The sequence below is a fragment of the Methylobacterium sp. E-012 genome (assembly GCF_057836545.1).
The window spans coordinates 23,384-44,104 of record NZ_JBYQEY010000006.1; the positions used below are offsets into that span (position 1 = coordinate 23,384).

27 protein-coding genes are annotated in these 20,721 nt (G+C 68.4%); 20 read left to right on the forward strand and 7 right to left on the reverse strand.

Features of this window, described 5'->3' with window-relative positions; translation table 11 throughout:
* The first annotated feature begins 20 nt into the window (after positions 1-20).
* From AC3IF1_RS30165 to AC3IF1_RS30175, 3 genes are all read left to right on the forward strand, one after another.
* Entirely contained in the window at positions 21-626 is a 606-nt protein-coding gene (locus tag AC3IF1_RS30165; protein ID WP_489220773.1) for a hypothetical protein, read from the forward strand.
* Between the two features lie 25 nt (positions 627-651).
* A complete protein-coding gene (locus AC3IF1_RS30170; protein ID WP_489220774.1) occupies positions 652-849 on the forward strand; it encodes a hypothetical protein in 198 nt (65 codons plus the stop codon).
* A gap of 64 nt (positions 850-913) precedes the next feature.
* Positions 914-1,360 (forward strand): hypothetical protein, encoded by a 447-nt coding sequence (locus tag AC3IF1_RS30175; RefSeq protein ID WP_489220775.1) that lies wholly within the window; start codon positions 914-916, stop codon positions 1,358-1,360.
* 9 nt (positions 1,361-1,369) lie between these two features.
* Here AC3IF1_RS30175 and AC3IF1_RS30180 read toward each other — a convergent pair whose 3' ends face one another.
* Positions 1,370-4,840 (reverse strand): hypothetical protein, encoded by a 3,471-nt coding sequence (locus tag AC3IF1_RS30180; RefSeq protein WP_489220776.1) that lies wholly within the window; start codon positions 4,838-4,840, stop codon positions 1,370-1,372.
* A 68-nt stretch (positions 4,841-4,908) separates the two neighbouring features.
* On the opposite strand from AC3IF1_RS30180, the gene AC3IF1_RS30185 reads away from it, so the two are divergent.
* Positions 4,909-5,151, forward strand: coding sequence for a hypothetical protein (locus tag AC3IF1_RS30185; protein ID WP_243964563.1), 243 nt, complete (start codon positions 4,909-4,911; stop codon positions 5,149-5,151).
* 46 nt (positions 5,152-5,197) lie between these two features.
* On the opposite strand, the gene AC3IF1_RS30190 is transcribed toward AC3IF1_RS30185, so the two are convergent.
* From AC3IF1_RS30190 to AC3IF1_RS30200, 3 genes are read right to left on the reverse strand one after another with little or no spacing between them, the layout of a single operon-like run.
* On the reverse strand, positions 5,198-7,801 hold the full coding sequence (locus AC3IF1_RS30190; RefSeq protein ID WP_489220777.1) for a hypothetical protein: 2,604 nt from the start codon (positions 7,799-7,801) through the stop codon (positions 5,198-5,200).
* A gap of 7 nt (positions 7,802-7,808) precedes the next feature.
* Positions 7,809-9,524, reverse strand: a complete 1,716-nt coding sequence (locus tag AC3IF1_RS30195) for a beta strand repeat-containing protein (RefSeq protein WP_489220778.1) — start codon at positions 9,522-9,524, stop codon at positions 7,809-7,811.
* Positions 9,524-10,207 carry a hypothetical protein gene (locus AC3IF1_RS30200; RefSeq protein WP_489220779.1) on the reverse strand — a complete coding sequence of 228 codons (684 nt, stop codon included), beginning with the start codon at positions 10,205-10,207 and terminating at the stop codon, positions 9,524-9,526. Before AC3IF1_RS30200 ends, AC3IF1_RS30195 begins: the two co-directional genes overlap by 1 nt.
* 101 nt (positions 10,208-10,308) lie before the next feature.
* Between AC3IF1_RS30200 and AC3IF1_RS30205 the strand changes: the two genes are divergently transcribed.
* The gene (locus tag AC3IF1_RS30205) at positions 10,309-10,593 is read left to right on the forward strand and encodes a hypothetical protein (RefSeq protein WP_489220780.1); all 285 of its coding nucleotides are present in this window, start codon (positions 10,309-10,311) and stop codon (positions 10,591-10,593) included.
* Positions 10,594-10,625: 32 nt separating this feature from the next.
* Here AC3IF1_RS30205 and AC3IF1_RS30210 read toward each other — a convergent pair whose 3' ends face one another.
* A complete protein-coding gene (locus AC3IF1_RS30210; protein ID WP_489220781.1) occupies positions 10,626-10,841 on the reverse strand; it encodes a hypothetical protein in 216 nt (71 codons plus the stop codon).
* 147 nt (positions 10,842-10,988) lie between these two features.
* Positions 10,989-11,726, reverse strand: a complete 738-nt coding sequence (locus AC3IF1_RS30215; RefSeq protein ID WP_489220782.1) for a hypothetical protein — start codon at positions 11,724-11,726, stop codon at positions 10,989-10,991.
* A gap of 239 nt (positions 11,727-11,965) precedes the next feature.
* On the opposite strand from AC3IF1_RS30215, the gene AC3IF1_RS30220 reads away from it, so the two are divergent.
* From AC3IF1_RS30220 to AC3IF1_RS30260, 9 genes are all read left to right on the forward strand, one after another.
* Positions 11,966-12,145, forward strand: a complete 180-nt coding sequence (locus tag AC3IF1_RS30220; protein ID WP_489220783.1) for a hypothetical protein — start codon at positions 11,966-11,968, stop codon at positions 12,143-12,145.
* Between the two features lie 321 nt (positions 12,146-12,466).
* Complete coding sequence (locus AC3IF1_RS30225) at positions 12,467-12,706, forward strand: hypothetical protein (RefSeq protein WP_489220784.1); 240 nt, start codon at positions 12,467-12,469, stop codon at positions 12,704-12,706.
* Complete coding sequence (locus tag AC3IF1_RS30230) at positions 12,703-12,957, forward strand: hypothetical protein (protein ID WP_489220785.1); 255 nt, start codon at positions 12,703-12,705, stop codon at positions 12,955-12,957. Before AC3IF1_RS30225 ends, AC3IF1_RS30230 begins: the two co-directional genes overlap by 4 nt.
* Positions 12,957-13,202 (forward strand): hypothetical protein, encoded by a 246-nt coding sequence (locus AC3IF1_RS30235; RefSeq protein ID WP_489220786.1) that lies wholly within the window; start codon positions 12,957-12,959, stop codon positions 13,200-13,202. Before AC3IF1_RS30230 ends, AC3IF1_RS30235 begins: the two co-directional genes overlap by 1 nt.
* On the forward strand, positions 13,202-13,582 hold the full coding sequence (locus AC3IF1_RS30240; protein WP_489220787.1) for a hypothetical protein: 381 nt from the start codon (positions 13,202-13,204) through the stop codon (positions 13,580-13,582). Before AC3IF1_RS30235 ends, AC3IF1_RS30240 begins: the two co-directional genes overlap by 1 nt.
* A 3-nt stretch (positions 13,583-13,585) precedes the next feature.
* Positions 13,586-16,981, forward strand: coding sequence for a bifunctional DNA primase/polymerase (locus AC3IF1_RS30245; protein WP_489220788.1), 3,396 nt, complete (start codon positions 13,586-13,588; stop codon positions 16,979-16,981).
* A complete protein-coding gene (locus tag AC3IF1_RS30250; protein WP_489220789.1) occupies positions 16,978-17,238 on the forward strand; it encodes a hypothetical protein in 261 nt (86 codons plus the stop codon). The genes AC3IF1_RS30245 and AC3IF1_RS30250 overlap by 4 nt, the downstream gene beginning before the upstream one ends.
* Before the next feature lie 11 nt (positions 17,239-17,249).
* Positions 17,250-17,702 (forward strand): hypothetical protein, encoded by a 453-nt coding sequence (locus AC3IF1_RS30255; protein ID WP_489220790.1) that lies wholly within the window; start codon positions 17,250-17,252, stop codon positions 17,700-17,702.
* Positions 17,699-17,950, forward strand: a complete 252-nt coding sequence (locus AC3IF1_RS30260; protein WP_489220791.1) for a hypothetical protein — start codon at positions 17,699-17,701, stop codon at positions 17,948-17,950. Before AC3IF1_RS30255 ends, AC3IF1_RS30260 begins: the two co-directional genes overlap by 4 nt.
* Positions 17,951-17,978: 28 nt before the next feature.
* Here the strand turns inward: AC3IF1_RS30260 and AC3IF1_RS30265 are convergent, their stop codons facing one another.
* Entirely contained in the window at positions 17,979-18,293 is a 315-nt protein-coding gene (locus AC3IF1_RS30265; RefSeq protein WP_489220792.1) for a hypothetical protein, read from the reverse strand.
* Between the two features lie 314 nt (positions 18,294-18,607).
* On the opposite strand from AC3IF1_RS30265, the gene AC3IF1_RS30270 reads away from it, so the two are divergent.
* The 6 genes from AC3IF1_RS30270 (at position 18,608) to AC3IF1_RS30295 (ending at position 20,663) form a co-directional block, all read left to right on the forward strand.
* Positions 18,608-18,877 carry a hypothetical protein gene (locus AC3IF1_RS30270; RefSeq protein ID WP_489220793.1) on the forward strand — a complete coding sequence of 90 codons (270 nt, stop codon included), beginning with the start codon at positions 18,608-18,610 and terminating at the stop codon, positions 18,875-18,877.
* Positions 18,874-19,491 carry a hypothetical protein gene (locus AC3IF1_RS30275; RefSeq protein ID WP_489220794.1) on the forward strand — a complete coding sequence of 206 codons (618 nt, stop codon included), beginning with the start codon at positions 18,874-18,876 and terminating at the stop codon, positions 19,489-19,491. The genes AC3IF1_RS30270 and AC3IF1_RS30275 overlap by 4 nt, the downstream gene beginning before the upstream one ends.
* Positions 19,492-19,572: 81 nt before the next feature.
* The gene (locus tag AC3IF1_RS30280) at positions 19,573-19,995 is read left to right on the forward strand and encodes a DUF5681 domain-containing protein (protein ID WP_489220795.1); all 423 of its coding nucleotides are present in this window, start codon (positions 19,573-19,575) and stop codon (positions 19,993-19,995) included.
* On the forward strand, positions 19,992-20,207 hold the full coding sequence (locus AC3IF1_RS30285) for a hypothetical protein (RefSeq protein WP_489220796.1): 216 nt from the start codon (positions 19,992-19,994) through the stop codon (positions 20,205-20,207). Before AC3IF1_RS30280 ends, AC3IF1_RS30285 begins: the two co-directional genes overlap by 4 nt.
* 2 nt (positions 20,208-20,209) lie before the next feature.
* Positions 20,210-20,461, forward strand: coding sequence for a hypothetical protein (locus AC3IF1_RS30290; protein WP_489220797.1), 252 nt, complete (start codon positions 20,210-20,212; stop codon positions 20,459-20,461).
* Positions 20,445-20,663, forward strand: a complete 219-nt coding sequence (locus AC3IF1_RS30295) for a hypothetical protein (protein WP_489220798.1) — start codon at positions 20,445-20,447, stop codon at positions 20,661-20,663. The genes AC3IF1_RS30290 and AC3IF1_RS30295 overlap by 17 nt, the downstream gene beginning before the upstream one ends.
* Positions 20,664-20,721 lie beyond the last annotated feature (58 nt).

Genomic DNA, 20,721 nt, shown 5'->3' on the forward strand with positions numbered 1-20,721 from the left:
ATATGGCGAACGGAGGCATCATGCGGATTATGACGCTGTTTCTTCTTTTGGTGGTTACAGCGCCCCCAGCCGCAGCGCAGTCGCTGGAGGAGACCGTCCTCACGCTGCAGCGTTCTGGCGCTCAATCGACGGTGAAGCGCGAAGCCCCGAACGTGGTCGTCGTCGACGGACTGAACTGGGAGGTTCGCGTCATAGACCCAGTCGCATGCATAGTCCGGATCACCGATCGCAATAGGCCGGCCGAGAGCCAGATTCGATCCGAATGGGGCACTGGCCCGGTAAAGCCCAGCCCGAACCTCGACGCCATCTACAGGGAACTCTACCTCGACCGCATCATCCCGGCCGACATCAAGAAGGTCCCGCAGATCCTAGGCACACGCGGCGGCGTGGTGATCGAGCAGATCATTGACGCGAACTGGCGCCTCCCAGGCAGCCCCGGAGATGAAGTATCGTGTCAGTTTTGGCCCGACGGCCGCAAGACCTGCTCAGACAGTATTGAGGCTAACCGGGTGTCGGTAGTCAGTGGCCTACCCGATCAAGCCGAGCGGACTGTCCGGGTCGACCGCGCTCTGGTTCATCTCTACGCCGATCTGTGCAAGGGCGCACAAAAGCGAGTGCCGTTCTGATGTGGGCTAGTGGATGAGTGACATCGTGGCCGCTCTCCTCCTGACCCTGGCGGCCGAGAACGCCGAGCTGCGCGAGCAACTGGCATCCGCTCAGGATATGCTCGTTGAGACCGCGGTCGACGCCGGGAACATGCACGCCCTGGTCGAGGCGATGCGGACCGAGCGGGATGCGTGGCGGGAGGAGGCCGAGATGCTTCGGGCCCAATCGGCCCGTAGGGCCTGACACCTCGACAAGCGTGACTGTGCTCGCCATCTTGGGTTGTGCTCGGCCCCTCGGCGAACATCAGATGTCCACCCCCCAGACTTTCCGGCTCACGTCCGGCGCCAGGATCCTTCGCGGATCCAAGCGCATCGGAGCTTTCCTTGGCGCGCTCGCCTTTCTGGTCGGGGCCGCGCTGTCGCTGGGGAACGCCTACAGCACCGCGAACTACAAGGCTTCCGCCTACACGCAGGCCCGCTGCCTGACCCAGAAGACCGATGCCCATCTCGTTGCGGATCAGTACGGGTCCGAGGCGGCGCGATACCGGTTTTCCGAAAACGGCTGCCCAGGCTCAGCCTACAGCGCCACCGAGGCCGAGGTTCGAACGATCCTCGCGGAAGGTGCCCCAGCCTTTGGGCCAACCATGGCTTCAGAGGCCTTGGCAGGGCTTGCCGGGTCGGCCCTGGTCGCAGCGACCATTTTCGGACTGTGCTGGGGCCTTGGATGGGTCGTAGCCGGCTTTACTGCCGACTGAGGACCGCGCCTACTGCTGACCCAGCGCCAAGCCCTCACCCGTCGCGAGCTGCCCGAGCGGCAGCATAGGGGGAGGCGCCAAGAGCCGAGGCGCCCCGCCCTCGAACGATCGTCGGGCCGAGGCCGCGCCGATCCCGCCCATGATGGCCCGCTGCCCGACCTTAGCGCCGTAGGTGCCAGCCGCCGCGGGCAGGCCGCCCACCTTGAACGCGATCGCGCCGGCGATCAGGTCCATGGCCTTCGCCACCGCCTTGCGCCCCGCCTCGCCGGCCGCGCCCGTCTTGATCGTCCCATCCGGCCGCACCGTGGCCTGCAAGGCGCCTGCGAACCGTCGCAGGTGCCCCAACTCTTCCGGGCTGAATAGGGTCGTGGCCACGCCCTTGCCCGCCCCGTCCGTGAAGTCTCGCAGCCCCGCAATCATCTTCGTAGCCGGCATCGCCGGATCCATGAGCCGCTGCACGGCCGCCTGCCGGAGCCCGGACCATTCCTGACTGTCCGCTCCAAGGAACGCCTTGGCGGCCCGCGCCTCGCTGACCGCGCCGGGCTTGGCGCCGATCGTCCCCGAGGAGCCGAACAGGCTCCGGCCGACCGCATTCGGGTCGAAGCCCGTGCGCTCCAAGTCGGACGCCCAAGAGGGTAGCGGCTGCCTTGCGGCCTGCGACTGTCGTGCCGCCACCTCAAGCTGACCGAGGCCGCTACGCTGTTCCGGGGACAGGAAGCTCATCAGTCCGCGCCCCTCGCCACGCACGAGGTAGCGCAGCCGGTCTGGAAGGTCGCGCCCCTCGCCGCCAAGGTGCCGGGCGATAAGGCCCCGCTGCACGGCTGCCCACGGCTCGCTGTCGGCTCCGACGGCATCGCGCAACCGCGTCAAGGTCTGGATCTGCCCTCCCGTCACCCGACCCGAGCCGGGCGAGCCGAACAGCATCGCGGCGACTTCGTTCGGGCTCGCGTCTCGCTCCACGATCCGCCGGAGGTTCGCGCCGGCCGTATCCCCAGGCCCGCGCGGCTTGAAGGTCTGCTGGTGCTCGCGGAATAGCCCACGCGCGCGCTGCATCGCTTCCAGGGGGGCGGTGTCGCCGATCGGCAGGGCGTCGGACGTAGCCCGTGCCGTCGCCCCGTCGAAGGGGATATCCTGGACCGGATCGGTAGCTCGACCGACGGATGCAGGCTCTCGCGCAGTCAGGGCGGCCTCGTAGGCGTCCACCGGGTCGGTGTGTCGCCCGAGGACCATGTGCTCGGCCGCTTCGTTCAGCGCCGTCCGATCAAGGTCTCGCGGCCCGATCCCGTAGCCCTCAAGATCGATCGCCATACGCCGAGCCTGCCGGACCACGAGGTCGGCGTGCGCAGCGTTCTGATCCGACACGGTATCGGCGGCCCGTCTGGCGCCGGTCTGAGCCTCGTCACCCATCCGCAAGGTCGGCCGACCACCGACCCGCTCGGCCTGGATCGCGTTGTGCGCCCAATCGGCGACGTCCCGAGACGAGGCCGCACCGTCCATGCCCGGCGGCAGGAAGTTCTCTTCGGCCAAACGAACCCGAATTTGATCCCAGGTTGGCGCGTCGTTGCGGGCGAGCGTGCCCTGCCCCGGCACGTACAGACGATGGAGGTCGGCCGCGCGTGCCTCGGCATCCAGCGGTACGCCGCCGGATCGGGCGAGGAACCGGGTCAGAGTTTCAGGCTCGCCAACGCGCATAGGAGCCCCGCCGGCGGCCGGAAACGGCGCGGACGGTGCGTCGAGGCTCGCGGCCCCGGGAAAGCCGTCTGCGGCCACGCTGGCGGCTTTAGGGGCCGGGCGGTTCAGGAGGCCTGCCCCCGCAGCGTCGGACAGGTGGTTGTCGAATTCCTCCATGATCCGGCCGAGGGACCGGCGGTCGGTCGGGTTCTGCGCGGTCGAGCCGTACAGTGCGCCGAGGCGCTTCCGAAGCTGATCGACCTGCTGGAGGTTCGGTCCCTCGCCGGGCGCCAGGTTGAAGATCTGCGGCACCGCGTCGAGGTCGGCGATCGCCCGGGTGGCGGCCGGCGTCAGCCTGTCGTCGAGCGGCACGTCGGCACCGAGGCGGCTGCGGACGCGGCTGCCCAGCATGTCGAGGGCGCCGGGGTCGAACTGGTGCGGATAGGCCGCAACGTCGTCATAGGCGGCCCGGTATCCAGCCTTGCCCTGCGCGGCGGCGTCTCGGAGGCCCTGTGAGGCAGCAGTCGCCCCGTCGAGGGCATCGGTATCGCCACGGCCCCGCACGGCCCGCAGGGCGTCATCCTGCACCCGCTGCGCGATACTGGCACGCTCGGCATCGGACTGGACGACCTGCCGAGCCCGGTCCGCCACGGCCTCGAACGCCTGCTGTGGGTTGTCGATCCGCGGGGCGTCACCCGCCGCCATACCGAGAAACCGATCCCGGGTGCCGGCGAGCGCATCGGCCTGCCGCGCCGCGAAGTCCTGTCCGATGTCCTGAGCGCGCGGCCCGGACTGCCCGGCTAGCGCGCGCCCCTCCTTCGCCAGGGCTCGAGGATCCTGCATCGCCTGCCCACGAGACAGCGGTAATCCGAATTCGGCCGCCTGCGCCTCGCGCGCCGCCGCTGCCGACGGCCCCTTGGCCGCGAACGTCGTGTCCAGGTGCCGCGCCAGCTCAGGCGTGATCGCAGCGGGGTCTATCCCAGCCTCGTGCAGAGCGGCAGTCGCCTGATCCGTCAGGGCCCCGTCGGCCGTGCGGAACGGGACGTTGCGGGCGAACAGGCGCGAGACCGCGGGCGCGGCCTTATCGATGATGGCGCTACCGGCTGCTCCGAGACTACCACCGATGCCGGCAGCGATCGTCGCGCGCGTGAGATCCTTGCTGTCCGCGAATTCGGATGCCGCACCGTATCCGAACCCAGTCCCGAAATTAGCGAGGGCCCGCGCTCCGAACCCCGCTCCTTCTGCAGCCTTGAAAGCCGGCAGCGAGACCGCTCCTGCCCCGATCCCGGCGACCGTGCCGGCGATGGCGGTTTTCGGGTATTGGCGCGCCAGGGCGTCTTCCTGGTCCTTCGCCAGGGTGTAGTTCTCATCGAAGGAACGCCCGTTGCCGACGCCCGGCAGAGACGCGATTGCTGCTCCGGCGTTCCTCGGGAGGTTCAGGCCGAAAGCGTTGCCGGCCCGCATGGCGAAAGCAGCGCCGGCATTGAGGGCGGACGGCGCCCCTACCAGCGCCTCGTCCGCCGTGCGGCGCAGGGCCAAGCCCTCCGGCGTCGAGGTGTCCAGGTTCGACGCCATCGGCCCGCTGCCGAACCGCTGGTCGAAGCTCGCGGCCTCGCCCGGTCGAGCGGTAAACGGGTTCAGCGCGTCGTTGGTCTGACGCCGGCTAGCGGGTGAGCGCGTCGCCTTGAACGCCTGGAACTCGGCCGGGTCGAAAGCATCCCCGGCGGGGGCAGCATCCTGCGTGGGCGCGGCTAGTCCCGACTTGAACGCGGCGAACTCAGCGGGGTCGAAAGCGAGACCGGCACTCATTTCAGAACCTCGACTCCGGCCCCTGTAACCGCCCACACTTGCCCGTCCCTCAGGATCGCGAGCGCCCCATGGCCGACGAAGACGTGCGTACCTCCCACCTCACGGTGGAGGAGTTCTGGTGGGCAAGCGCTTTTCTGGCGAAGGCCGTATGCGCGCACATGCCCTTCCAGCAGCGCGCCGCTGCGCTCGCTGCTGTTGCCAGCACCCTCGATCAGGACGCCCGAGCCATGCCCGACGGCAACCGTATCCGAGCCATCCTGCTCGGGGCCTCGAAGCATGTCATGCACCTGGAGAGCGGGTCGGCCGATTAGCTCGGGGCGAGGGCCAAACAAGCGATCTTCGTCGAGATCCGCCACGTCAGTAGCCCTCGCTGTGAAGCTGCTGGTAAGCCTGCGCCTTGCTCATCCCGGAGCCGACGAGCTGCCCGAACCGGTCAGCCGGCGAGACCGCACCGGGCCGGTTCGAGGGCGACGGAGGCGGCAGCGCCGGAGCGCCGGACTGGCCGCCGCTCAAGGCACCCTGCGCGGCCGCAGGGCCTGAACCAGGGCGGTAATAGGTGCCCTCCCGGATCTGAGCCGCCCGGCTCTCATTCTGCTGCTGCCGAAGCTCGGCAGCGTCGATGGCACGCTGATAGATTTTCACGCGCAAGGGATGCGGCAGGTTCGAGGAGCCGGCCACGTCGAGGAGGATCTTGCGCTCGCCCTCGGTCGGGTTGCCGCCGAAAATGCTCTTGAGGTTCGTCAAAGCGTTCGTCGTGACGAGGTTGTCGAGGTCAAGCGTCGCCTGCCCCGCCTCATTGCCGGGGATCAGGCTCATGGCCCTCCCGCGCTCGCTCGCCAGAGGACCGGCATACGCTTTGGCCGACAGCTCTTTGGCCTGCTCCAGCATGTTGATGGATGCTCGCGCGGACAGCGATGCGTTGTCGGCCGTGTCGATCGCCTTCTTGTCCCCCGCCGACATGTCGCGATCGGCGCCGATCTTTCCGGCCCCCACGAACGAGCGATAAGACGGCGTGCCCTCGACGAGACCCAGCCCTGGCGCAGCCTCTCGGCGAGCATCCATCTGCGCCCGGAGCTTCGCGCCTTCGTCAGCGCCCTCGCGGGCGGGGGCGGTGAACACCGGCTGGTTGGTCGCGGTATCGTACAGCGTCGTTCCGGCAGAGACCGCCGTCGGCGCCCGCGGGTTCACGTAGAACGGAGCCCGCTCGCCCGGCGCGATCGCGGCGTTGCCGGGCGCCACGATGGTCGGTGTCAGCGGCTTCCGCAGCTCGTTCTTGTAGTCGACCAGCGAGCCGGCGAAACCCTGGCTGCGGGCGAACATGTACTGTTTCACGTCGTCGGGAAGATTGGTCTGCTGCAGTTCATTGTGAAGCAGCGTCGAGACCATGCTGCGCTGACCCTCATCGAGGCCCGGCAAGGACCCGAGACGGATGAGGTACTGCACTCGCTGACTGGACCCCGGCACCATCTGCCCGATCGGAGCCGCCACCTGGGGCGGGAGCCCCGCCTGCGCGAGGTGCTGCGGCGCCTGCGCGGAGAGCTGCGCACGAGCCTCCGGCGACGGGCCGGCGCCGTCCTGGCCCGGCATGGTCATGACGCGAGACGGCGCCGGGGCTCCAGGACCCGGCAGCGAAGGGGCGGGTGCGGGCGGCATCGCAGGCGCGGCCGTGGGTGCCAGCGCGCCGCGCGGTCGGTTCACCGCCTCGTTGTCCGAGGATGGCAGGGCGGGGCCCTGCGGCTGGAGCGGGGCGCGCGGCTGCGGGCTACTCAGACCGGCAGGCAGGGACGCAAGCGACCCCGGCATGGGCTGCGAGCCCGGCGGGATCTGAAACTGCGCGTTCTGGGCATTGGGAGCCGGGAGGTCCGCCTGCGGATCTGCGGAAGCCACGGGGCGAGATGCCGGAGCGCCACCCTGCGGCACGATCCCGTAGACGTTCGAGGGGTACATCCCCATGCGGCCCTCAAGAGCCTGCGTCTGGGCCTCGTCGTCAGCGACTTGCACGGGTCGGTTGGGGTTGAGCCCCGAGACCGGCGCGCGGGTGAGCGGCCCCGGCGCAGTCGGCATCTGCGCGGCGAAGGATGGATCCGCGCTGGCCGTCTGCGGCGCGCCACGGCCCCCGCCGCCGAAGCTGCGAGAGAAGTCCTGCATCACCTGGCCGGCTGACTTGGGACTGCCGTCACGATTGAAGAACACCGGGCGGTTGGCCGCAACCTGGTCGGGGTTCACGTAGGCCGAGGCCGGCACATCCGGGTTGTTCAGCGTCCCGGCCACGAAACGCCGCCCGCCACCCGAGCCGAAGATGTGCATGCTGTACCGGGTGGCGTCGTTCACCGGCAGGCCGGATTTCGCCAGCAGGCTCTCATTCTCGGCCGTGAACGCCTTGGTCGCCCGGACCATCTGCTCGGGATCGGTCCGACCGTCGGTGTTGCCCGTGACCGGCGTCAGGCCGAGGTCAGGATACCGCTGGGCGACGCTGTTCCAAGTGCCCTTCGTGAACTGGCCGAGGCCGCGCGCCGAGGAGCCGGAAGCCTGCGCCGTCGGATCGTTGCCGCTCTCGCGCTTGAACAGGCCGGTCAGGTAGCCACCGGACGGCCCATCCGTGTCGAGGAACGACGGCACACCGCCGACCGGAGCCTGGCGAGGCGCGCCAGGGGCGCCGACGGGGCCAGCGGTATCGAACCCGCCGCCGTACATGCTGGTCAGGCCGGCAATGCCCGCGCTCGCCGCCTTCTGCTGTTCCTGCGCCTGCCCCAGCTTGAGCAGGTTGAGGCCGACCGTCGGGTCTCCGGCATTGAACGCCGTCCTCGCCGCGCCGGCATAATTTCCGCTCTGGATGTCGTCGCCGAGCTTGCTGAGCGCGCTCTGCCGATAGGCGTCCTGGTAGTTGTCCGAGTAGGACTTGCCGACCTTGCCGAGCATGCCCGCGATATCGAGGACCGGGAGTCCGAAGCCGCCGCTCATACCACCCTCACCCGAAGAGACTGCCGATGCCGGAGAACAGAGCGCCGCCCAGCGTCCCGCCTGAACTCTTCCCAGCGAGACCCGCCGCCGTACCCGCGGCGCTGCCGGCACCGCCGACGCCGAGACCCAGCAGGCCGAGGCCGCCGCTCAGAATGTTTGCCCCGGCCGCATTTTCGCTCTGGGCCAGATTGTTGTTGTTCTGGGTCAGCGAGTTGGTGGCGTTGTTGATGACCCCCGACTGCGCAGCGCCGAGCGCGGCGAGGTTCTGGGCGGCGCTGCCGTAGAGGCCAGCCGTCCCGGTTCCGCTGCCGACATTGAGCGACGACTGGCCCGTTCCCAGGTTCGCGTAGGAGGAACCGAGCGACGTGCCGAGCCCCACGTTGTTGGTGTTCAGGGCGTTGCCGAGGCCCTGGTAGAGCGATCCGAGAGAGCTGCCCTGCCCGGTGTAAAGGGTGCCCATGGCGTTGCCGCCGGCTGTGGCGAGACTGGCCTGCGCCGCACCGAGCCCGGTGTCGTTGCTCGCCAGGGCGTTGCCCAGGTTCTGGCTGATGCCCGAGAGCGCGTTGCCCTGCGCCTGGGAGATCCCGGCCAGACCGGTCCCCTGAGCCGCATCGTAACTGCCCAGTTGGTTTCCGAGACCCTGGTTCACGGACGAGAGCTGGTTGCCCAGGTTCTGCGAGATCCCCGACAGAGCCCCCGCCTCGTTCTGGCCGAGGCTGCTCAGCGCGGATCCGTAATTCTGGGAAGCATTCCCCTGCGCCGTCAGCCCGGAAGCCTGCCCCTGGATGCCGGTCTGATAGAAATTCGATCCGTTCTGAAGGTTTGAGACGTACTGCTGGTAACCTTGAGAAGCTAAACCATTGGCAGTCGACAAAATATCGGCGGTCGCGTTGCCGCCCGCGAGACCGCCGCGCGCCGCAGCACTGCGCTGGACCGAGCCGAGTGCCTGGTCGAGGGCGTACTGATACCCTGGCGCCGCTGTGAAATTCTGCTCTGCGGCCTGCGAACCGGCGGCGCCGTTCGCGCCGATCGCGTTCATGTAGTTCGTGTACGCACCGGCCCCGCCGGAGACGAGCGGGTTATAGGCAGCCGTCGCCTGCTCGAGATAATCCTGCGTCTGACCGTACTGGTTGCCCAGATCCGTGCGCGCCTGCCCGTAGTTCGAAGTCGTGTCGCTGCGCGCTTGCCCATACTGATCCTGGAGGGCCTGCGCAGCCAACTGGTATTGAACGCCAGTATCCGACTTCGCGGAATTGTATCCCGCCGAAAGCTGGTTCGCAGCGTTGCCGTAATTGGTGTTGATGGCGCCGGCCGCGTTGCCATACTGGTTCGTCAGGTCGGAAGCGGCGTTCCCGTAGCCCTGCCCGATCAGGTTCTGCGCGTTGGCATAGCCACCCCCGACCGCACCGAGGGCGCTGCCGTAGCCGCCGCCGATGGCGCCGAGGGCGCTGCCGTACTGCTGGTTGAGCGCGTCCTGGCCGGTGGAATACCCCGCATTCAGGGCGATCGCCTGGTTTCCGTAGCCCGATCCCAAGCTGGAGATGCCGGCATTGTAGCCCGCACCGAGCGCTGGCAGAGCGTTGTTAAACAGCAGCCCGTTGGCGCTGTTGTACGCATCGCCCAGCGTAGTATTAGCCTGGGTCTCGCCCGTGCCGATCGCATACTGGTTGTTCTTGGCGGCGGTCTGGCTGGCCGCTCCCGTGAAGAGGTCGAGCAGGCCCATCAGTGTACCGTCTGGCTAGGGGGCGGGAGCAGGAGCATCGGCGCCGGAAGCGGCTGCGCCTTGGGCTTCGGCGCTGCCGAGCGCGGCGTGAGCCACGGGCAGTCAGGGCCGGTCATGGCCCAGACCTGGGCGTCCAGGGTGCCGCGGTAGAACCGGCGGGCGGTGCCCTCGAACTGGAACCGGGCACGGCGCGCGAGGTCGGCGAGGTCGGGGCGATCAGCCGGGATCCGCACCACGACTCGGCACAGGCCGAGGCCGAAGAACGCCCACTTGCAGACATCGACGATCAGCCCGCGCGTGAGCACGCCCGGGTCGGCGAGAACGATCAGCTCGGCCTCGTTGTCGGGATGCGGGCTGTGCAGGACGAAGAGGGCGCCGCGGTTGAGATCCGGGCGGATGCAGCGGATCCACGTCGGCTCATAGCCGAGAGGCCGCCCAGTTTTGGCGTTGATCCAGGTGGCGACCTTCTCCGGCGTGTCGTCGAACTCCACGACGATGCGACCGGTCGGGTTCGCCATCGGGCGCAGGGCCTGAGCCATCCGCTCGTGCCGGCTCTGCCGCAGCACCTCCCGCGGATCTATCCCCGCGTCGCGGAGGATTCCGTCCAGGGTCAGGTCCTCGCCCTCGCCGGTCGGAGGCGCCTGGTCGAGCTCGAACCCCTCGGGGAGATCGGCGCCGGCCATCACGCGGCCCTCGGGATGGCGACGCTCAGCGGGCGGTCGGGGGCGACGGCCGGCTGGCGCGCTACATCGGCGGTGCGAAACGAACCGATGGAGCTGTGTTGATGAGCACCGAGACCAAGCCGCCGCCGATCGAACTCGAAGGCGCCGCTGCGGCTCCCATCCTCGTGTTCGATGAAGCGCCCGTGTTCGGCGTGATGGTCGGCATGGGCCGCGTGACGCTCACCGCCCTGATCCAGGACGAAGACGGGAAGGGCGGCGTCAAACAGCGGCGGGTGGCTATCGCGCACCTGCGGGGCAACGCCCTGGCGTTCGCCGAGCTGCGCAACGCCATCAACGGCATGGAGATGCTGGCGGCGCCACAGCAGGGCGGCGACAAGCCCAACTGAGCCGAGCAGGGCGAGGGCGGGCGGGCGGCGCATCACGCGGCCACCTGCAAGGGCTGGCGAGCGCCAGGAGCGGCTGGCGGGGGCGGGTCGCGGTCACTGTCGTTGGCGATCACCTTGAGGCCCGCCATCAAGGCGCGCCGGACCACCTTGGACAGACCACGCGGTGCATCACCGGCAGCGGCGTCCAGATCGCGCCGGAGATCCGGCGGAAGACGAAGATGAAGGGTCTCAGTGTTGGCGAGGCGCACGGTGCGGCTCCCGAGATAGCGGTCTCAGGGAGCAAACACCCGATGACGAGCTTGTGCTACATCATCAATATTGACGCGAACACAAACAGCACTTATGGCACGCTGAACATTGTGCGGTTGAGCAACTGCGACAATAGTGCGCAGGCATCAACGATCAATGATGTCCTTGAGCGAACGCGGATGAGCGTCGATACCTTCTGCGACTGGCGGGTCAGATCGCGTCGATTTGTAGAGATGTAGGTTTCCAGGCGCTTCCTCGATTAAATCTCCCCGGTCGAGCGCCGCTTTTGCCTCGATCTGCGCCCGCTCACGATTTGCTTCATCTTCTTCGACGCTCGGGCCCACCAGCACCGTTCGACCGTCGCCGCTGTAGAGATTGCGGATGCGCCTTGCCGCGGTATCGTTGGCCGCGTCGTCCTCATGCCAGTTGGAAAGCCATAGCAGGCGCTGAGCGGCAATTTCATACCCAAGATGAGCCGGCGGATAATCAAGCGTCCGGGCGCCAAGCGGGGCCAGCGGAGGCTCTACCTTCGTCTCCGTGTCTTCTCCGCGCCAGAGAAAACGATCGGCTACCAAGTTAAGTGCCGCGCGAGCGGCCGTGCGCACTTCGATTTCATCACGAGACCGGCTGTTAGCAGCCTTGATCGTGTTGAACAGCGTGTCGGCAACCGCTTCCATCAGATGCGCGAACGCCGGCGAGCCCCGCATCACGGCACGCAGTTCGTCCGAGAAAATCCCAGGCAACGGATCGCCAAGCTTTTGGTGAGGCCCTGCCTCGAAGGACTGCTCAAGCCGACGCTCGACTTCCTGCGTGATCGAACGGTCTCCCTGCAAAGCCGCCTCATCGAGCTTGCGCCGAAGCTCTGCGGTCGTGCGCAGGTTCAACGGAGACCGCTTCGCCTCCGCATCCGACATTTTTCGCGTCATGGAGCACCTACCAAGCTGCAGCACTCTGCGTAACACATCGGTACGTGAACGCAACGTGTCTAGACATGCGTCGCGTTCCGCTCTACACCTTACGAACAGCACGTAACATCGCGTGCATCGGACGTGAGGCCGCAATGGAAGCTGAGCCAGAACGCACCGGTCGCCGAGCAGGCGACGGCACCCGAGCCCTCAAGCGCATGCGCGCCGGGCTGAACGTGTCGGTCCCCGATTTCGCTGATTTCCTCGGGTGCAGCCCCAATCACCTGTGGGGGCTGATCCGCGCCAAGAAGATCAAGGCCGCCATGGTGGACGGCGTGACGTCGATCCCAGCCCACGAGGCACTGGCACGCTCGGGCGCTGAGACGATCGCCGCCTGACCCCGCGAGATCGGCGGGGCGCTGCCCCGTCGTGCCGGATCTAATCCGCGCCGTGCCGGCCGGCGCTCCACCAGCCCCATCCCGAGAGCAGACAAAAGTCGGCCCCGCACAAGCTGGGCGCTCGCCGGGGCCGAATAGGTCAAGAACTGTGTCTTCATCACATAGCGTTCGGCGGCCGCGTCCGCAATCCGTCCCGACGTCCCTTTCTGATCTGCCACCCGTCGAGGACCTGCGCACCCGCGCCGTTCTCAGCTTGGTCCGTAGTCCAGCGCTCGCCGCGGTGATCGGCGGATTGGCCTACACAGTTTCGGAGCGGCGGATATGAGTGCCGCCGCCATCACGACCTCGCGCGCCGGAGACGGCGCGCCCCTCGCCTTGGCGTTTGAGGCTGCTGCCGAAGCGGCCGAGGTCGCCCGCACCTACAGCGAGACCGCGGCCGCGTTCGCCGCGATCGGTGACAGGCGCGGGTTGGCCTACGCCCTCCGGTGCGCCAGCGCGGCGCTCCTCACCGCCAGCCAGGCCGTCGAGACCATGCGCCCGTCCGATGGGGGCGGCCGATGAAGGCACATCCCATCCCCTCGGCCGAACGCGAACTGTTCGCCTCAATGCTCGAATGCACCCGTCAGGGCGCGGAGATCCGGCGCCGCGTGCGCCGGGTCAACCGGCGACTCGCCCGCCTGAACCTTCGCCTAGAGGGCGGCCGATCCGGCTACGCGATAGCCGACCGGGTCAGCACGTTGTGCGAGGCGTTCGGCCTGACCCTAGACCAGGCAGAAGCGTGGGCACTCCAGCAGGACGGGGGCGCTCAATAATGGCGTCTCTCCTGCAATTCCCGCGGCTTCGGGCCTACCGGCCCAAGCCCACCGCCGTCCGGCTCGCCTTCGATTTCAACGAGTGGTGCGCCGAGCTTTTCAGGGACGGCAAGCTGGCGCGACGCATCCGCTGCGCCTCGCTGGACGAGGCCCGCGCCGAGATCGCCTGCCAGGAGGCTGCCGGCCTGCGGCGGTTGCCTGACGCGCCGATGCCGGAGCCGATTGGCGTGGAGGACATCACCTGATGTCCGACGCACCCGTCCCCGTTCCGCTCCCCCCAGAGCTGTTCGCCATCCTGAAAGCGGACCTCCGCTACTTCAGCCGCCGCCCAAGGCGTCGCCATCGTCTGCGCCTCGCGGGTGCATGCGAGATTGAGGAGGCCCGCTGTAAGGTCGGGCTCATCCTGCCGCCGGCAGGCGTGCGGGTGTTCTGCGCAGTCCATCGCACCGCCCCGGGCGGCGTCCATCGCGCGATTGGCTTTGCCATCGACGTGGGCGAGGTGGATTTCGACGAGAAGACCGCCGCTCGCGCCTACGCCCGGCTCAATCCGCAGGACGTGACGACGCTGCCGAGCGGCGCAGACCTGTGGCACGCCGTGCCCGCTCCCGCCGCGATCGGCGGGTAACGCATGACAGTCCAGCCGCCCCCTCCCTCAGGCGTCGAGGGCCTGACCCCGACCCAGGTGCGGGCGCGGCTGGCTCAAAACGGCTGGACTGGCGCGTTGCCGATCCATGCCCACGACAGCGGGCATTCGTCCCGGGGTAAGGCTCCCGGGATCAAGGGCTGGCAGCAGCGCGCCCAGTTCGAGGGGCCCGAGACCACCGCGGCCGACCTAAAGGATTGGGAGCGCAAGGAGCGCCAGTGGCCCGGCACCGGCATCGCCTGCGGGAACGTGGCGGCGATCGACGCCGACTTCGCCACCGACCCTGCGTTGGCCGAGACCGTGACCGCGCTGGCCTTCGAGGTGTTCGGCCCGACCCCGTTCCTGCGCCAGGGGCAGGCCCCCAAGGTCGCCCTACTCTACCGAGCCGCCGAGGCGATGCCGAGCCTGCACCTCAAGGCCGCCGACGGCTCCGGCGACGGCATCGACATCCAGTGCCAGAGCACGCAGGTCGTGGCCTTCGGCGTCCACTGGAAGACGTTGAAGCCCTACGCCTGGATCGGCGCCGAGAGCCCGCTGACGGTAGGGCCGGACGAAGCCCCCGAGATCACGCAGGCCCAGGTCGACGAGTTCGTGACCCGCCTGCGTGGCGTGGTCGAACTGAACGGCACCGGCGGCCGGAAGGGGCAGGGCGGCGGCACCGGTGGCGGCCAGATTGTGCGCAATGCCGACGGCAAAGTGATCGACGGCCGCGAGTACCACCTGACGCGAGTGGTCTACTCGACCGCCTTGGCGATGAAGGCCGACGGCATTGAGATCACGGTCGGCGAGCTGACCGTGCGGGCCTGGGAGGCGTTCAAGGCCTCGACCGTGCTGGACGATGCCCGCTGGTCGCCCGAGGCCGCCAGGATCAAGGCCGTCGCCCTCCTCGACCGGGTGCGCCGTCGCCTCGTCAGCCTCGACCCCCAACCGGCCGACGACGGCGAGACGGGCGAGCCGACCTATCCCGACGCCCGGGTGTCCGTCGCTGAAGCTGAGGCCGCGACCGCCGCCATTGTCACCGGGTTCTTCGGCGAGCACGTTCCGACCTGGAAGCGCGAGATCGCCGACTGGAAGGTCGAGGTCGAGGACGCCAAGGACCGCAAGCAGGACGAGCCCGAACGGCTGGATCCGGTCTCGTGGGCCGCCCGGGTCGAGACCGCGATCGGCAAGACCGCGCTGGCGATCAAGGGCGCCGCCGAGGCAGCTAAGGCCGGCACCGGCATCGTCTACGCCGCCCCAATGCACAGCCTGCTCGCCGAACTGGCCGACCGGTTCGCGGCCGAGGGCATTCAGGCTCGGGTCTACAAGGGGTACACCTCACCCGACCCGGACGCGCCCGACCTGGCGATGTGCCTCGATATCCCCGCGATGGAGGATGCGAAGGCCGCTGTCCGGCCGATCCCCTCTACGGTGTGCGAGCGCAAGGACAAGGCGTCAGGCGAGAAGTTTTACTGCCAGTTTCACAGCCGCTGCGGGATGGAGCGCCAGCGCCAAGCCAACGCCCCAGTCTGGCTGGTGCCGCACGCCCTGCTGTTTCAGGCCCGCCCCGGCGCGATCCCGGCCCCCGACGCCCTGGTGATCGACGAGGGGATCACGATGGGCGCCCTCCCCGACAAGCCAGCCCGCATGTCCCTCGACGCCATCGAGCGCGCTCCAGTCGAGCCGCACTACACGGATGTGATCTTCACCAACGCAGCCAACGACCTCGAAGCGGCGCGGGCGAACCTGCTGCGGGCTCTGCGCGACCACGAGGACGACGGGCCGCTGCAGCGTGCGATCCTGCTGCGCCACGGCGTGACCGCCGCGGCTGCCGGCGGCGCTTACAAGCTTGAATGGGACCGGTTGCGAGACCCAGGCATCACGCCGGGCATGGACCCCAAGACCCGCAAGGCGAGCGCCGCCACGGTCGGGCAGCACAACCAGGATGTGAAGATGCTCGCCGGGATCTGGCGCGAGCTGCGGACCTTCCTGGTCAGCGACGCCGACGCGGCCGGGCGCCTGTCGCTCCGGTACGACGAGGAGACCGCAACCCGGACGCTCGACCGTCGGTCGCTCAACACCGTGCGGTCGTCGTGGAGCGCCCCGGCTCTGCTGATCGACGCGACCCTGCCCGACGCCCCGCTGCTCGAGCCCGTCATGGGCCACCGCGTCGAGGTGAAAGCCGACATCACCGCCAGATGGAGCCCGCACGTGAAGGTTCGGCAGATCCTCAGCGCGCCCGTGACGGCGCGCAAGCTCGGCATCATCGACACTGACGAGGAAGCCGACGGCGAGACCCCGGGGGCGCCGAAGCGGGTCATCACCGACCTGTTGCGGCTCACCCGCCTGCGCGCCGCCCTGGTCTGGCCGCGCATCGTCGTCGTCATCGCCCCGATGCGGCTGATTGAGCGGCTGAAAGACATAGGCCTGCCCGAGAACGTCGAGACCGCCCACTTCGGCGCCGTCGCTGGGATCGACCGCTGGGCCAGCGCCGCCGGATTGATCTGCGTCGGCCGGCTGCAGCCCGGACCCGGCACCGTCGAGCCCCTAGCCGGCATCATCACCGGCACGGTGCCCCACGCCATCTCGCCGAACCCTAAGGGCGGCGGTCGCTGGTACCCGCGGGTTTCCGGCGCCGTGCGCCTTGCCTCCGGTCAGGGTGTGCGCGTCGAGCGCGGCCAGCACCCCGACAGCATGGTCGAGGCCCTGCGCTGGCAGATCACCGAAGCGGGACTGATCCAGGCTATCGGCCGCCTGCGCGCCCTGCGCCGCGGCTCGGAGGCGCCGGCCTTCCTCGACATCATCAACGACGTGCCGCTGCCGCTCAGCGTAGACACCACCGAGGCGTGGGACGACGCCAAGCCCGGCGCCTGGGCCGAGATGGCGTCCGAGGGGGTGCTGCTGGAGAGCGCCACCGACATCATGGCCTGCTTCCCCGAGGCCGGCGCGACGCACAAGGCGGCGCGAGAAATGAGCCTTCCGACGTTTGCCCTAACGTCTATAATTAAGTCATTTATAGACGTAGGGGCAAACGTCAGACGCGCCTCGTACAAGCGCCTTGGCCGCTTCGCGCCAGCTGCCGCCGTCCTGCTCCCAACCGCCCCTGCCGACCTGAAATCCTGGCTCTCAGACCGCCTCGGCGCGATCGAGTGGGTGAAGATCGAGGAGCCAGAGGCGCCGAAGGCCGCCGAGCCGCAGCCCTCGCCTGCCACTGCGCCCCGTTGGCCGCGCTGCGCCGACCTCGCCCCCGAACTGGCTTCCGCCTACCGCCTTGTGGTCGACGTACCCGCGCCGCCGCTCACGCCGCACGTCCCCGTAATTCCTGAGATCATCCGCTGGCGCCCGCCCCCGCGAAGCCCCCAGCAGCATCTGCGCGTCGTCCATCTAGAGGCCGCAGAATGATCCCCGCCGCCGACTCCTGGGGCCCGTTCGCGGTCGACCTCGATCCGGCTGAGCGCAAGGCGCGCCTCCGCTGCCTGCGCGCGATCGTCCACCTGTCGACCGGCCCTCGCGGCGCCGCTCTCACTGATCTGCTGCTGCGGGCTGAGCGGGACGACGTGCTCCTCGAACCGGCCCTGTCCGGCCTCGCCGGCCTCGATCCGCTCGATAAGCGCCGCGTCTGGGCGAGCTACGCCGCCTTCAACCGTCCCGCCGCCTGAAAGGAGCCGCCATGCCCCGCAAGCCCGACCCCGACCGCACGCTCCACGCCGGCCGCACCTCTGCCTCGCGCGCGTGCGCGCCCGTGAGCGAGCAGAGTGTGCAGAGCGCGAGCCACGATAGCCTCGAAATGGCCGCCGACGCCCTGCTGCGCATCGTCGTGACCGGCGAGCGCCAGCGGAGCGCCGCCGCCAACTCAGATTGGCAGAAGGGCCGCCCCTGGACCGACACTCTGGCGCAGCCGTCGACCGACATCCTCGACGTGCTGGGCCTTGCCACGGACCCGATCGGCACTGCCTGCCGGGCCGAGCTGCGCCGGATCGGTCATGCCCTGCACGCTGCCGACCCGGGCGAGGACTTCGCCGCCCTGGAGGTAGAGATCGCCGAGATGGACCCGACGCACGCTGGCTGGCGCGCGATGGTGCTGGAGATGGCGTGGGCCGGGATCGGAGGGCCTGTAGTATGACCACCGCCAGCATCCTCGCCCTCGTAGAGAGCATCGAGCAGCGCGGGGCCGACGCACCGGCCACTCTCGCCTTCCGGAGCGCCCTAGTCCGCAAGCTCCGCGAGGCGCACGCGGCCGGCGGTCCCGCAACCCTCGACGCCATACGGCGCGAGATCACGGCCGCGGACCCCCGCCGGACCAAGGCCCGCGCTGCCATCCTGGCCGCCGCATGGTCCGGCTTGTTGGAGAGTAACGGAGATCCTGCGTGAGTGCGCTGTCCGCGACGCACCGGCTGCACTACTGCCCGCGAAGCGCCTGCTGGATCTCGGCCATGCTCGGCTTCTGGGCCGCAGCCATTCTCGTTTCCGAATGCCACGAGGACACTTGGGCGCGGCCCATGGGGGTAAGCTTCGAGGCGTCGGCTGGACTGATGGCCCCATTCTGCGCCAACGCGATCATACCGGCCATAAGAGCCAAGCCGATCGTAATGCTGGCGAGGATCGGCGTGAGGTGCCGCGCGTGCTCGCGCCACTCGTGGATCGCTGCACACCCGAAGGTGAAGGCCGCGGCTATCAAGACCGCGAACGCCTGTTCGGTCATGACATAGCCCACTGTCCCGAGATCCATTTCGATCACAGATGCGCGTATGAGAACGCACAATCCTTTGGTCCAACTTCCGTCCGGTCTCCGAGAAGACTACGCCCGGAGGCGATGATCTGGACGGTCTGTCGGCTATGGCATGCCGTCCGCGCCATGACCTCCAAATCGCGCAGATACGAAATCAGCAACTCGTGCGGAACTTCATCTGTGTTAAGAGCTTCGCCAACTTTCGAAGAAACGTTATGCTCAAGCTCGGCCCAGAAATTGCCGGGAGTTTCTGTTTGATGGATCATGGATGCCGCTTGTTCTGAAGGTGCGGACCCTTGTTGGCTATCAACGAGCTGAGTACTCCATCGGATGATGGGGTTCGAACCATTTTAATGGGCAGCTTTATTAGCCGCGAGCGCGCCGCCTTCAACGCCGGTATCGAAGCGGTCAGACAGATGGCGATGGTTTCGGCCGTCAGCCTAGAGGTTCGAGACGACGCCGGCCGGGTCCAGAACCAAGCCGCGGTCGCCGCGCTTCAGGCGTTGGCCGAGGGCGTCCGAGACCTGATGCTCACCGAGCCCGCAGCAGGACAGGAGGTCGGATCATGACAGACGCTTACGCCCGCAGTTCTCCGGGCATCCTGTGCGTCCTGTATCTGGAGCACGCCGCCCATGAGGCGGAGCAGGCTGCCCGCGACCCGCAGCGCTGGTTCCTCGCGCTCCCGCTGATGCATCTCGCGCTCGGCGCCATCCTGGTCCCGGCGCTTGCCGGATCGGCCAGCATGGGAGCGTACATCGAGGAGCACCAACGCGAGTGGGAAGCCTACTTCGACGCTCTGGACGATGAGGATCATCCCTTTCCCGATGCTGATCACATGCAGCCGGTCTCTGCCTTGCTGCGCCGTGTCCAGAAGAAGAAGGAGCCGGAGATGCAGGGCCGGCCCGTCGTGCTGACGCAGCAGCAGAAGAAGGACCTCGGCCGCTTCACCTACTACCGGAACCAGTTGGAGCACGTCAGGCCGGGCGGCTGGAGCCTGGAAGTCGCGGGCCTACCGCGCGTCCTCGCAGCAGTGGCCGAGGTGATCCATCAACTTCTCCAAGAGCGGCGATGCTGCACGGACCTTGAAGAGCAGGACGAAGTTCGAGCGGAACACGCGATTACCCAGATCCGAACTATGGCCGCCGGCCGCTCTCACCAAGGAGATGCAGATGCTGGTGCTTGAGCTGCGGCGCCACCCAGACCATTGTTATCCCGTTGATATCTACAACGGATCGGAGGCCGAAGCCGGCCACGGAGCAGGATCATGACGACGGGCAGGCAAGGCTTCCAGCAGGGGCAGAGCGGCAACCCCGCAGGCCGGCCGAAAGGCGCCCGCAGCCGCGCCACTCAGGCCCTTGAGCAGATCCTCGACGGTGACGCCGAGGCAATCCTCAACAAGGCCGTGGAGATGGCGAAGGACGGCGATCCGACCGCCATGCGCCTATGCCTAGACCGGCTCATCCCCGTCCGCCGCGATCGCCCCATCACCTTCACGCTGCCGCCGATCGACAAGCCGGCAGACCTCACCCGGGCGACGCACGCCTTGATGCAGGGTGTGGCTGCCGGCGAGATCACGCCGAGCGAGGCCGCCGAGCTGTCGAAGCTGGTCGACGCGCACGTGAATGCCATCAAGACGGCGGACCTCGCCGAACGCCTCGCTCGGATCGAGGAGGGCGGGCTGTTATGATCGTCAACCTGGAGCGCCGCATCCGGAAGATCGAGGCACAGCGCTTCGCGGCCGATCCCGCCCTCAAGGCCATGTCCGACGATGAGTTGGCGCAGGCCCTGCGCGAGGCGTCCGACGACCCGGCCGACCACGCCTCTGCGGACTGGTTTCAGGCCGGGAACGACGGGCCGTTACCGCCCGGTGCGCTCGACGCCTTGCAGAGGAGCCTCTGACGATGACTACCAGCAGTTTCGAGAACCGCCTTCGTCGGATCGAGGTCCGCCGCATCTTCAGGGGCGAGATCGCCAGCGCCAACGATCGGCAGCTTATGGCGTTCATCCGCAGCGGCTATGCCGGCCTGAGAGCCGAGCACGGCAGCCTCGCCGAAGCGGCTTGGCACCTGCGCGAGACCGGGGATGCTGGAGACGCCGCCCTCGCCACCCTGATCGAGGAAGACATTGGAGGCCCGGATGCGCGGTTCCATTGAGGCGCGGCTGGCCAAGGCCGAGCAGCGGTTCCGCCACCGGATCCAGGGCGTTCACCGCTACACCGACGACGAGCTTGAGGGCCTGATCGCGGTTCTTCGACGGGCCGAAGCCGGCGAGGCCATCGACCCCGACCTTGAGGAGTGGGCCGTGAGCTTGATGCGCCGCGAGGGGCAGCTGCCCCGATCGGAGCCAAGGCTATGAGCATCATCGACCTGGAGCGCCGCGTTGCCCGCATCGAGGCAGGCCGCCGCGGGGGCGA